General features: G+C 49.5%; 13 protein-coding genes. All 13 read right to left on the reverse strand.

Annotated elements, in window-relative coordinates:
* Nucleotides 1–390: 390 nt before the first annotated feature.
* The 13 genes from Q8M98_03985 to fusA all read right to left on the reverse strand — a co-directional run bounded on the left by Q8M98_03985 (nucleotide 391) and on the right by fusA (nucleotide 11,038).
* Nucleotides 391–849: a hypothetical protein gene (locus tag Q8M98_03985; GenBank protein ID MDP3113918.1), complete on the reverse strand. Its 459-nt coding sequence runs from the start codon at nucleotides 847–849 to the stop codon at nucleotides 391–393.
* A gap of 4 nt (nucleotides 850–853) precedes the next feature.
* Nucleotides 854–1,957 carry a 2Fe-2S iron-sulfur cluster binding domain-containing protein gene (locus Q8M98_03990; protein ID MDP3113919.1) on the reverse strand — a complete coding sequence of 368 codons (1,104 nt, stop codon included), beginning with the start codon at nucleotides 1,955–1,957 and terminating at the stop codon, nucleotides 854–856.
* Nucleotides 1,958–1,966: 9 nt separating this feature from the next.
* On the reverse strand, nucleotides 1,967–2,554 hold the full coding sequence (locus tag Q8M98_03995) for an Rnf-Nqr domain containing protein (protein ID MDP3113920.1): 588 nt from the start codon (nucleotides 2,552–2,554) through the stop codon (nucleotides 1,967–1,969).
* Between the two features lie 2 nt (nucleotides 2,555–2,556).
* Nucleotides 2,557–3,150 carry an NADH:ubiquinone reductase (Na(+)-transporting) subunit D gene (locus tag Q8M98_04000; protein MDP3113921.1) on the reverse strand — a complete coding sequence of 198 codons (594 nt, stop codon included), beginning with the start codon at nucleotides 3,148–3,150 and terminating at the stop codon, nucleotides 2,557–2,559.
* A complete protein-coding gene (locus tag Q8M98_04005; protein MDP3113922.1) occupies nucleotides 3,143–3,814 on the reverse strand; it encodes an FMN-binding protein in 672 nt (223 codons plus the stop codon). The genes Q8M98_04000 and Q8M98_04005 overlap by 8 nt, the downstream gene beginning before the upstream one ends.
* Nucleotides 3,811–4,749, reverse strand: coding sequence for an RnfABCDGE type electron transport complex subunit D (locus Q8M98_04010; protein ID MDP3113923.1), 939 nt, complete (start codon nucleotides 4,747–4,749; stop codon nucleotides 3,811–3,813). Before Q8M98_04010 ends, Q8M98_04005 begins: the two co-directional genes overlap by 4 nt.
* Nucleotides 4,750–4,796: 47 nt before the next feature.
* Entirely contained in the window at nucleotides 4,797–5,084 is a 288-nt protein-coding gene (locus tag Q8M98_04015; GenBank protein MDP3113924.1) for a hypothetical protein, read from the reverse strand.
* Nucleotides 5,085–5,115: 31 nt separating this feature from the next.
* A complete protein-coding gene (locus Q8M98_04020; GenBank protein ID MDP3113925.1) occupies nucleotides 5,116–5,676 on the reverse strand; it encodes a PASTA domain-containing protein in 561 nt (186 codons plus the stop codon).
* 8 nt (nucleotides 5,677–5,684) lie between these two features.
* Nucleotides 5,685–7,001: a 16S rRNA (cytosine(967)-C(5))-methyltransferase RsmB gene (rsmB, locus tag Q8M98_04025; GenBank protein MDP3113926.1), complete on the reverse strand. Its 1,317-nt coding sequence runs from the start codon at nucleotides 6,999–7,001 to the stop codon at nucleotides 5,685–5,687.
* Nucleotides 6,998–7,603 (reverse strand): Holliday junction branch migration protein RuvA, encoded by a 606-nt coding sequence (gene ruvA / locus Q8M98_04030; protein ID MDP3113927.1) that lies wholly within the window; start codon nucleotides 7,601–7,603, stop codon nucleotides 6,998–7,000. The genes rsmB and ruvA overlap by 4 nt, the downstream gene beginning before the upstream one ends.
* The gene (gene ruvC / locus Q8M98_04035; protein ID MDP3113928.1) at nucleotides 7,600–8,079 is read right to left on the reverse strand and encodes a crossover junction endodeoxyribonuclease RuvC; all 480 of its coding nucleotides are present in this window, start codon (nucleotides 8,077–8,079) and stop codon (nucleotides 7,600–7,602) included. Before ruvC ends, ruvA begins: the two co-directional genes overlap by 4 nt.
* A 9-nt stretch (nucleotides 8,080–8,088) precedes the next feature.
* A complete protein-coding gene (locus tag Q8M98_04040) occupies nucleotides 8,089–8,838 on the reverse strand; it encodes a YebC/PmpR family DNA-binding transcriptional regulator (GenBank protein MDP3113929.1) in 750 nt (249 codons plus the stop codon).
* A gap of 148 nt (nucleotides 8,839–8,986) precedes the next feature.
* Nucleotides 8,987–11,038 (reverse strand): elongation factor G, encoded by a 2,052-nt coding sequence (gene fusA, locus Q8M98_04045; GenBank protein MDP3113930.1) that lies wholly within the window; start codon nucleotides 11,036–11,038, stop codon nucleotides 8,987–8,989.
* Nucleotides 11,039–11,559 lie beyond the last annotated feature (521 nt).

An 11,559-nucleotide genomic window follows, 5' to 3' on the forward strand; every position in this document is an offset into this window, starting at 1 on the left:
GGCAGACAAAATCTACTCCCTGCTGAACGTCAAAGTCTTCAAAAATCAAATCATCTCTAAACACAGAGTTTAGTGCCTAACTGAAAAATGACTGTCATATATACCAATAACTTAGTCCCTAAAATGCGAAACTTGGGTTAAGCAATTTAATCCTTTCGTGGAGGAGGCATACCATTTGGAATTTCCTGCCGAAAAATGCCTTGGGTGAGATAGGTAATGGACATGAACATATAGCGCAGCATGCCGATGCTGCGGAGACGTTGATCTTGATATCTTGAGACGTCTTGAGACGACATGGCTAATCATGGCTAAACGCGATATCACTGCCTCGAATGTTGAACAGCGAGGACAGCCGATGGCAGTGGAGAAATATCCTGACGGATCGTCGTTCTATCTATCGAAGATAGCGTTCACCAATTCCGCGGGTTCGAGACGAAAGCTTGATCCCTTGCCTTCAAAGAAGCCATGCGCACGGATGAGGTGGATATTGAGTGACGTCCAGGAGAGGGAAATGTTTTTCCGGGTGTTGGTAAACTTGGTGATCGCTTTGCGATAGATGCCGACGTGTCCGAATGGACATGGCAATTTTCCGCGCACTACTTCCGTTTCCACCTGGTAGATATCGTCGATGAGGACTTCGTCGGTGAAGGCGTTCCAGCTTTTGTCGGTGAAATACTGCATGCGGTCGGCGATCTCCTCAGGTGTGAACTCAAGGGCATTCAGGAGTCTGAAATCGTCCTCGATGATCTCGTTCAGAGTGCGTTTGTCATTGCCGAGGAATCCACTCAGAGTGATGGTTCCGGGCTGCATTTTCTGCATGATTTTGATTTCTTTGGGGCTTGCTTTCATATCATCATCCAAAACTGTCGAAATAGATTTTGTCTTTGGCGATACCTGCGGCGATCAGGGCTTTGGAGACGGCGTCGATCATACCGGGGCTGCCGCAGAGATAGGCTTCCGTGTTTTGGGGATCGCGGATGGTTTCCTTTAGAAATGGCATCACGTAGCCTGTTTTGCCGTCCCAGTTGTCCTCCGCCTTTGGCTGAGAGAGCACCGGCTCATAACGGAAATACTCAAACACTGATTCGAATGCTTTCATTTCTTCGGTGAGATATAGGTCTTTTTTTGAGCGTGCCCCGAAGAAATATGTCATGCGGCGCTGCGTTCCAACTACCTGAAGATGGTCAAGGATGGATTTGATCGGCGCCTTTCCCGATCCGCCGGCAACGAAAAGGATATCCGCGTCCGTATCTCTCAGGAAGAAATCTCCATACGGACCAGTGAAGCTAACTTCATCCCCCACTTTGAGTTGCTGGTGCACCCAGGTCGTACAGATCCCTTCCGGAACATAGCGGATGATGAGTTGGATGCGATCGTCTTCCTCCGGTTTGGAGGATATCGAATAGGCGCGGCTCACGCTTTGTCTCATCTTTGCATAGGGTTGGGTGATGAGCTGGATATATTGACCGGCTTTAAAATCGATCTTTTCTCCGGCATCGAGCTTGAAGGTGACACCTTTGATATCGTAGGTATAATCAATGATCTCGACTATCTTGCTGTTAAATTTGCGGATATTGAAGATGTTTTCAGGGATATTGATATAGATGTCCGATTTGACCTTGACTTGGCAAGCGAGACGGGTGTTTGTGATAAGCTCTTCTTTTGTGAGCAGCGGTCTTTCGGTTGGCAAGAGCGGTCCGCCGCCCTTGGTGATACCGCATTTGCAGGCGCCGCAAGTTCCTCTGCCCCCGCAAGCGGAGGGAATGAATATCTTGTTATCCGCCAGAGAACTCAGCAAACTGTTGCCGCCCTTGACATTGATATCTTTCTTGCCGTTGATATTGATCTTGACGATGCCATAGTCGTTCAAAAAGCGATGGGCGATGACGAGGATGATAGCCAATACTCCGCTGATTGAGCAGAGCGTCGCGATGTCCTTGAGAATCACTAAGATCATCGCTATTTCCTATTGGATTTGGACGATGCCGGAAAAACCGATGAACGCCAATGCCATGATGCCGGTGATGATCAAACTGATCCCTGCACCTCTCAGACCCACGGGAATTAGTTTTTCTTTCAGGCGGGCACGGATTCCTGCCAACATCAAAATGGCAAGCAGCCAGCCAATGCCGCTGCCCGCTCCGAAAGCTATTGATTGCAGGAAATTATAGTCCCGGATGATCATAAAGAGGCTCACGCCGAAGATGGCGCAATTCACCGTGATCAGCGGTAAAAAGATGCCCAAGGTGTAATACAGAGCAGGCACATAGCGCTCGATGATCAACTCGATCAATTGCACAAATGCCGCGATCACGATGATGAAGACGATGTATTGCAGATAGACGATGCCAAAAGGCACCAAAACATAGTGATAGACGAGCCAGTTTAAACCGGCAGTCACGGTAAGCACAAACATTACCGCCACGCCCAACCCGAAGGAGGATTCCACTTCTCTGGAAACCGAGAGATAAGAGCACATTCCGAGGAAATTGGTCAGCAGGATGTTGCTGGTAAAGATCGCCGCCCAAAAGAGCACAAACGCATTGATATCCATTATTATCCCGCCTTGTAATATTTGCTGTTGATGATCCAGATCAACATCGCCAACAGAAAGAAGGCGCTGGGTGCCATGACCATGATCGACCAATTTGTCCAGCCTGCCCAGACAACGCGATAACCAAAGAGGGAGCCGAAGCCGAAGAGTTCGCGCACAAAAGCAATCGCAAGCAGCACAAGGGTATAGCCCACTCCAGCTCCGATTCCATCCACAAAGGCGTCCAGCGGTTTGTTCTGAGATGCGAAGGCTTCCGCCCGTCCCATCAAAATGCAATTGGTGATGATCAACCCGACATACGGTCCGAGCTGTTTGCTGATCTCGGGCAGGTTTGCCTTGAGAAATATATCCACGATAATCACGTAGGAAGCGATGATCAGGGTCTGAACCATCATGCGTACGCTGCGCGGAGTGTGGTTGCGGATCAGAGAAATGGTGAAATTGGACAAAGCCAGAGAGAAGATGACGCCCAAGCCCATGATCAAGCTGTTGAGCATCAGATTGGTGACCGCCAGAGCGGAACAGATGCCAAGTATCTGTTTCCAGACGGAGTTTTCGCGGAAGGCGCTGATGATAAAGATGTCTTTCTTATTCACTTTGAGCCTGCTTTTTCTGATACACGTATGACAGTTCTTCGCGCAGCATCTTGAGGACGCTGACGCTGGTGATGGTAGCGCCGGTCACCTGATTGATCTGCAAGGGATTGGAGCTTGGTTGCTTTTCCGGGATGAGCTCAAGGGAGAGCACTTTGCCGCTTTTGATTACGGGGCGTCCGCGGAATTGTTTGAGAAACCATTCCTCTCCGATGCGCGCTCCCAGACCGGGGGTTTCCATCTGTGCGTAGATGGCAAAATCCAGGATCGTGTCGAAACTTGTGTTTGTGGAGACCAGAGCCCGCATCGAGCCCCAAAGTCCCTTGCCGCCGATGTCTGTGCAATATGCCAGGATACTGTCGTTGACGCTGGCTAAGAAGATTCGGCGTCCGATTCCCTTGTCCTTTTTCTCTGTGATGTATTTATTGAAAGACGCGGGAAAATCCGCCATCAGTTTTGCTTCCGAGATCCCGGTCGAGGAAGAAATGCTCCCCGAAAGAAGCTTGAGAACGAGCTTTTGATACTGTTCGGTTTGATATCGTTTGATCTTGCCTTCGCTGCTGCGATACATCGCGGCGAGGACACCCACGAAAATGAAACTGATGATGAGCATGAAGACGATCGGATAGAGCATCGTGTCCTTGAAGGGAATTCGATCCGCACTCATGCTTTCGCTCCTTTCTTTGTCCAGGTGTCGATGCCGTATTCGATGATCGGCATGAAGGCGTTGACGAGCAGCAAGGCAAACATAAATCCTTCCGCAAAAAGGGAATAGCGCCTGATATAGATCGTGAGGAAGCCAATCAGAATACCATAGACCCAGATGGCGATCTTGCCTTTTGCCTGTGAGACGGGATCGGTGGTCATATAGACGATGCCAAACATCGCTCCCCCACTGACCAAAAAAAAGAAAGGATTCACATCCGGATAGAAAATATAGCCAAAGATGAGCATGGAAATCGCTGTGGAAATCATGGGTTGCCACTTTGCCGTTTTGCTGAAGATCAGATAGATCGCGGCGCCGATGATCAAAAGCGCAGAGGTCTCTCCAATCGAACCGGGAACGAAGCCCAAAAATGCATCGCGAAAACTTTGGGTGATCCCGACATTCAATCTGAATTGTCCAAGGATCGTGGCACCGGTCATCAATTCACCTCCGCCGGACACCCAACGGATCAGACCGCCGGGGAAATCCTTCAAGAGATAGGGCTTGAGCCATTCCACCGTCATCTGTTGCGGAAAGGAGACATAGACGAAGGTTCTGCCCAGAATGGCGGGATTGAATATATTTGTGCCGAAACCTCCGAAAACCATCTTTCCAAAGGCGATGGCGACGACAGCGCCCAGTGCGGATATCCAGAGTGGTATCATTGGCGGAAGGGTCATCGCGTAGAGCGTGGCGGTCACGAATACCGCCATGGACACCTTGCCTCCCTTCTTTTTGTAGATGAAGAGATATTCCGTGATATAGGCGGCGATGTTGGCTACCGCGACCACCGCCAGAACCCTCCACCCGAAAAGATAAACGGCAAATAGCAATCCGGGGACAAGGGCATAGAGCACCCGATTCATGATCTGCTGTTTGAGGACGCGTTTAAACATAATAAATTAGTATCTCCTGTTCACAAAGAGAGTTTGGATCAAGTTAATCACCGGGATATTTCTGTCAACCGCAAAGCTGGGTTGCCCCGCTTTCCCTTGACCGGATCAGGCATAAAACCTTGCCAACAAAATAGATATGTCTCAAATTCGCTGATTCTCGAACGGGAGACGCTTACCAACATTTCGTCTTCGTGATCACCACAGTGATGAGTGCCGATTCCCTCGATAGAATCCAGCAACAAGCCGAAAAGGCAGAACTGATCCCGCTTCAATCCAAATCGATAGCGCTGGAAGTTTTCGCTGAGGGCTTCGATGCTTTTCAGGCAAATATCCATAACAGCAGGCTCAATAGATATATTCACCTGCTTAACGCAGGGAATCTGGAAGTGGCTCCGCACCACGGCTCAGGTATAGCTTGACGGTGGAACTCTTTTCCACTCTCGTTCCACCGGGCGGTGAACTGCGCACCACCATGTTGCGGGGATAACTGTCTGAATAGAGCGAATCCGAGACCAGAGCTCTGAGACCGCTATTGCGCAAGGTAGCGAATGCTTCCTCAAAATGTCTGCCGATCACTGTGGGAACGGGTACGATTTGCGATCCTTTGCAGATGACGAGATAGACGGTTCCCTCTGCTTTCAGCTTAGCCCCCGGTTCGGGAAATTGCTCCAAGACGGTCTCGATTGGATCGCTCTCAGACCACACTGAATCCCTCACTACGACGTGCAATCCGATCTCCCGCAAAAGCCGCTTTGCCTGTGATATTTTCATGCCGACGACCTCCGGGACCGCCACATTTTTGGGCTTGCCAAACATGATTGGAAATACGACTTGGCTGGTGAAAAATGCGGTGAGCAGAACGATCCCAAACCCGATGCCAATGATGTATCCGGCTTTTCTGCTGTTAAGTTTCTTTTTCTTCTTCATCGGTTATCCTATTTAACGCGTTTCAGCTTGGCAGCGAAAGCACCGTCCATGTGGTGTTTGAAAGGTATGGATTTGAAAAACCCGTCTTCTGTGTATTTTGAGGGGATAAATCCGGCGGCGTCGATTAGTTCAAAGCGTTTGTTGGTTTTGAGAAAGCGCTTTATCTGATCCTCGTTTTCACGTGGATTCATCGTGCAGGTGGAATAGACCATAAAACCGCCTAATTTGACGAAATTGGCAGCATAGTTGATCGCTTTTTCCTGCAGCTTGACCAGCTCTTCGATATCCTGATGCGCCTGCCAGCGAAGATCAGCTTTCCGGCTGAAAACTCCCCAGCCGGAACAAGGAGCGTCCACAAGCACGCGGTCGTATGCCGGTGCCACAGGTCCATATTTGAATGCGTCGGTCACGATCAGCTTGATGTTCTCAAGCTGGAGACGATCTGCCGCTTGCTTGAGCAGTTTCATTTTATTCGGGATCTTATCCACGGCGATGACCTCACCGGTGTTTTCCATTTTCTCCGCGATATAGGTGCATTTTCCGCCAGGTGCGGCAAAGAGATCGAGAATGTTCTCATCCTTTTGGGGATCGAGCAATTCAACAACCAGGGCGGAGGAGCTATCCTGCACAGAGAAATAACCCTCGGAAAATGCAACGTCGTCGAGCACTTCATCCGCCTGGTTTGTAGTCAGCATCATCTTGCTGGCGAGAGATTGTTCGAGTATGATGCCGCGTTTTTCATAGTATCGAATGAGCTTTTGAGATGTGGTGGCGGTGGCGTTTGCGCGCAGGTGCAAAGCGGGATTCTCGTTAAAATAGAGCGCCAGATACTCGGTGTCCTCTTCACCCCAGAGTGAGATCCAATTTCTGATCAGCTCGAGGGGATAGGAATGCTCATAAGCGATGCGTTGATCGGTCTGCGCGGGATATTCGATCTTGGGATGGCGAAGATAATTTCGCAATACTGCATTGACAAAATCTCCCACTTGAGCACCAAGTATGGTTTTTGCCAGTTCAACCGTTTCGTTCACGGCGGCGTGTTCCGGCACCGAATCCAGATAGATGAGCTGATACAAGCCCAGGTAGAGCATGATCTTGATCTTGATGTCCGTTGCAGCATATTTTTTGGCATCGGTATGGAGGGAAATGATATAATCAAGCTGAAGCTGTCGTTTGATAACGCCTTTGACCATTGTATAATAGAGTGCCACGTTCAGGTTATCCGCTTTGAGCTTTTTTGCACGCTGATGCAGGAGGTTGTCCGAAAACTCGTGGTTCTTAAACACCTTCAGAATGGTCTGATAGGCTTCCTGACGCAGCATCATTTGCTTCTCTGATAGAGACGTTTGATGGTTTCCTTGAGCAAAAGCTCCGGAGGAAGCTGCAAGACTTCGGCAGGCAGCAGATTGAGCTCCCGGTTGATGTCGAGGACATTGAAACCAAGCGAGACGAGCGCGCTTTCCACTTCCATAAATTTGTCGTCCTCAACGATCCTGTCCTTGTGCTCAAACCTTTCCGCTAAGTGGCGGACACTACCCTTGAGCTCGATAATCAGTCGTTGGGCGGATTTTTTCCCGATGCCAGGTACCTTGGTGATCAGAGCTTCCTCGCCGCGTTCGATGGCGCGCACAAAAGTGGGGATCGCGAGAGTGGAGATGATCGAAAGCGCGATCTTGGGTCCGATGCCGGAGATACGGGTCAGCATTAGAAACAATTCGCATTCCTGTGTAGTGCTGAAACCAAAGAGCCGGATATCATCCTGACCGATATGCAGATGCGTGATCAGTTCGCAGGGCTGTCCGATCTCGGGAAGCTTTTCATAAGTGCTGATCGGAATCTTGAGCTCGAAAGCCAGCCCCATCGCGGTTTCGATCACCGCTTTGACCGGGCTTTTCTGATGGAGGATGCCTTTGATGTGATAGATCATGAGATGAACTTTATCCTGTTGAAATGGCACATGGCGATGGCAAGCGCGTCATAAGCGTCATCCGGACGCGTGGACACGGAGAGTTGAAACAATTGATTGATCATATAGCGAACCTGCAATTTCGTGGCGTTTCCGTTTCCCACCACGGCTTTTTTTATCTCGCGGGGGGAATATTCATGGGTGGGTATTTTGTGCCGGGCGAGCGCCAGCAGGATCACTCCGCGGGCATGTCCAAGCGTGAAGATACTCTTGATGTGTTTTTGAAAGAACATGCTTTCGACTACCGCGAGGGAGGGTTTGTATTCTTCCAGCACGGCATCGATGCCGTCATAGAGAAGTTTCAAGCGGATCATCAGGTCTTTCTCTTTAGAAACGTCGATCACTTCGCAACCGGCGGCGACGATCCTTCTACCCTCTGCTTCAAGCAAGCCATAACCGCAAACGCGGCTGCCGGGATCGATTCCGATGATGATCACTCTCGTATATCAGTCTTTGCTTAGTTCTTCCATTACCGCGTCGGAGAGGGTGAAATTGCTATAGACTTTTTGCACGTCGTCCAGATCTTCCAGTATATCTATCAATTTCATCAGTCTGGCTGCCACTTCGTCGGCATTGACGGTGTTTTTGGGAACCCTTGTAAGCTCAGCGTTTAGCACCGGCAAACCCAGTTGTTCAAAGTTGTGCAGCACGGTGTGAAACTCCGTGGGTGAGGTATAGACCTCAAAGTTCTCGTCGTTGAGTTCCACGTCTTCTGCTCCCGCCTCCAAAGCCTGCAAAATAAACTCGTCTTCATCCATGCCCGCTGCGGGAACGTTGAAAAAGCCCTTTTGCTCGAAATTCCAGGATACCGCTCCAGTCTCAGCAAGGTTGCCGCCATATTTGGAAAAAGTGTGCCGCAGCTCTGCCACTGTGCGGTTTTTGTTGTCGGTCATCACGTCGATGACGATGCCGACCCCGTTGTGCCCATAACCTTCGTAGGTGATCTCTTCATAGGCGACGCCTTCGATCTCACCGGTGCCGCGTTTGACGGCGCGTTCGATGTTTTCGCGCGGCATGTTTGCCGTTTTTGCGGAATTGATCGCAGTTCTGAGACGGGGATTCATCTCGGTGTCTCCGCCACCGGATTTGGCTGCGAGGATGATCTCTTTGACGAGCCGGGTATAGATCTTGCCGCGTTTGGCATCGGTCGCCGCTTTCTTGTGTTTGATCGTGCTCCACTTATTGTGTCCGGACATACCAACCTCTTTCTTTTATCTGTAATATCTTTGTTATATTCGCGTGTGTGCCACTCTGAGGTGATGGCACAATTATGTCAAGAAGGAAAAAGGGAGGCGATTCATATCGCCTCCCAGATTGTCTTTATCTATTATCAAGCACTTATATTTATGCTTCTTCATGCCAGGCGGCGACCACTTTCTGTGTGATATCATCCGGAACCTTCTCATAATGCGAGAACTTCTGGGTGAAGCGTCCTCTGCCTTGGGTAAAGGATTTGAGCGCTGGAAAATAAAGATACATCTCTGCGACAGGCATTTGCGCGTTCAGATACTGTTTCTTGCCGCGCTGTTCCATTCCCATGATGCGTCCGCGGCGGGTACTGATATCGCCCATCACGTCTCCCATATATTCGCTGGGAACGATGATGACGAGATCGTGGATCGGTTCGAGCAGGATCGGTTTGCATTTCTTGAAACCTTCCTTGAGCGCCATCGAAGAAGCGATCTTAAAAGCCATCTCGGAGCTGTCCACATCATGGTAGCTGCCGTAATAGACTTCAACCGCTACGTCAACGACTTGGTAGCCGGCAATGATGCCTTTTTCCAGAGTTTCGAGCAGTCCTTTTTCGATCGCGGGAACGAAGTTTGACGGGATTACTCCACCGACAAGGGCATTGATAAATTTGAATCCATCCCCACGTTCGGTTGGTTTGATGCGAAAATAGACTTCTCCATATTGACCGCGTCCGCCGGATTGTTTTTTGTGGCGATACTGGGATTCGGCGCTGCCCATGATGGTTTCTTTGTAGGGGATACGCGGTTCTTTCATCATCGCGTCCACTTTATAGCGGTTTTTGAGCTTTTTCAAGACTAACGCGAGATGTTGTTCACCCATACCGGAAATCACATTTTCATGGGTCTCCATGTTCAGATCAAACTTGATTGTGGGGTCTTCCGCAATCACCCGATGCAATGAGGATCCGATCTTGTCTTCATCGGATTGATTCGCCGCGCGGATCATCTGCCAATAAGTGGGAGTAGGAAGTATCGGCATCGGGAGTGAAAGTCTGGAGCCGAGTCCGGTGACGCTGTTCAGGGTTTTGGCGTTTTTGAGTTTCACCAGCGCACCCATTTCGCCGGCTCTGATTTCCTGAGTGTCGTGACGGCTTTTACCCAGCATGTAATACATGTTTCCGGCTTTGTCTTTGGCGTCCTTTTCAGGTATATAAAATTCCGTACCGGTTTTTAGCGTTCCGGAGAACATGCGCACATAGGCATAGTCGCCCATATTGGGATCGGCATAAAGCTTGAAGATGTATCCAAGCAGGTCTCCGTTGGCGCTGGCGATGAACTCCCTGGGGGATTCCTTGTCCAGAATATGCAGCGGATTGGAATCCTCCGGTGAAGGAAGATACTCGATCACGGCATCGAGAAAAGCTTTGACGCCCACTCCGGTATGCGCGGAGCAAACGAATGCGGGAACGATCTCTCCGTTGGCGATGGCTTTTTTCAGCCCGGGAAGGAGCTGTTCGTCGCTCAATTCCATGCTTTCAAGGAAACTGTTGAGCAATTCCTCATCCGTTTCGGCGACCGCTTCCATCAATTGCATGCGGGCGTCTTCCACTGCGGATTGCATCTCCGCGGGAATATTAGTTTCACCGGAAAGACGGATCGCTTTTTGTTTGATGATGTCCACGATCCCTTCAAAAGCGCCTTCTCTGCCGATGGGCAGATGGATGGGAATGGCGTGAAGTCCGCTATTTTCCTGGATCACTTCCAGAGTTTTGTAAAAATCAGCGTGTTCGTTGTCCATGCGGTTGACCAACACACTCTTACCGACCTTTTTGTTCTCAAGCTGTTCTATGGCAAGCTCCAAGCCTACTTCGAATCCACCGGCGGCATTGGCAACGAGCACGACGTTTTCAACCGCCGGGATCGCCACAATCGATTCACCGATGAAATCCGGATTGCCCGGGGCGTCAAGAATGTTGATCTTGTGATCGGCATGATTCACAAAGCCCATGCTGAGCATCTGGGACATCTTTTTTGCTGTTTCTTCAGGGTCGAAATCCATCACCGTATTCCCCTCATCGATTTTTCCAATGCGGGTAGTGGTATGGGTCAGATAGAATATCTGCTCCGCCAGGGTGGTTTTCCCGGCGCCGCTCGAACCCATGAACAGCAGGTTGCGAAGCTTCTTCAACGCGTAATCTTTCATGTTTTCCTCGTCAGTTTTATATGATATAAAGCACAATTTATTAACTATTTATATCTGGAAATTCAAGCATTTTTCAGAGCCCTATATTGTCAATGCTTTTCTCGGAACTCTCCAAGTCTTCCGCGTCTTTCACCACAGAGAAACAGAGAGATCAGAGAAGTTCATTAGTTCACCCGTTCACTTGTTCCCCTGCTCACTTATTCACGCCACTTCTCCATCCCCTGCCCGCCATATCCAATTGATCAAAGCATCCGCATTGCGGGGCAGGAACTTAGCGCGTTTTTCGTAAGAAGGAAGCGTCTATATATAGTGCCTTACGCGGATAAATAGTTAGTCAAGTTAGTCAGTTTCCTATTATTAACTCCTATCCCAAGTTTCGCATTTTAGGGACTAAGTTATTGGTATATATGACAGTCATTTTTCAGTTAGGCACTAAACTCTGTGTTTAGAGATGATTTGATTTTTGAAGACTTTGACGTTCAGCAGGGAGTAGATTTTGTCTGCCTTGCCCTCGGGCAGAC

The organism is Candidatus Cloacimonadaceae bacterium, from assembly GCA_030693415.1.
GTDB lineage: Bacteria > Cloacimonadota > Cloacimonadia > Cloacimonadales > Cloacimonadaceae > JAUYAR01.

Bases quoted from the DNA above. Each gene is read 5' to 3' on its own strand.
- Q8M98_03985 (MDP3113918.1), bottom strand. From the start codon at position 849: ATGAAAGCAAGCCCCAAAGAAATCAAAATCATGCAGAAAATGCAGCCC.
- Q8M98_03990 (MDP3113919.1), bottom strand. From the start codon at position 1,957: ATGATCTTAGTGATTCTCAAGGACATCGCGACGCTCTGCTCAATCAGC.
- Q8M98_03995 (MDP3113920.1), bottom strand. From the start codon at position 2,554: ATGGATATCAATGCGTTTGTGCTCTTTTGGGCGGCGATCTTTACCAGC.
- Q8M98_04005 (MDP3113922.1), bottom strand. From the start codon at position 3,814: ATGAGTGCGGATCGAATTCCCTTCAAGGACACGATGCTCTATCCGATC.
- Q8M98_04010 (MDP3113923.1), bottom strand. From the start codon at position 4,749: ATGTTTAAACGCGTCCTCAAACAGCAGATCATGAATCGGGTGCTCTAT.
- Q8M98_04015 (MDP3113924.1), bottom strand. From the start codon at position 5,084: ATGGATATTTGCCTGAAAAGCATCGAAGCCCTCAGCGAAAACTTCCAG.
- Q8M98_04020 (MDP3113925.1), bottom strand. From the start codon at position 5,676: ATGAAGAAGAAAAAGAAACTTAACAGCAGAAAAGCCGGATACATCATT.
- rsmB (MDP3113926.1), bottom strand. From the start codon at position 7,001: ATGATGCTGCGTCAGGAAGCCTATCAGACCATTCTGAAGGTGTTTAAG.
- ruvA (MDP3113927.1), bottom strand. From the start codon at position 7,603: ATGATCTATCACATCAAAGGCATCCTCCATCAGAAAAGCCCGGTCAAA.
- Q8M98_04040 (MDP3113929.1), bottom strand. From the start codon at position 8,838: ATGTCCGGACACAATAAGTGGAGCACGATCAAACACAAGAAAGCGGCG.
- fusA (MDP3113930.1), bottom strand. From the start codon at position 11,038: ATGAAAGATTACGCGTTGAAGAAGCTTCGCAACCTGCTGTTCATGGGT.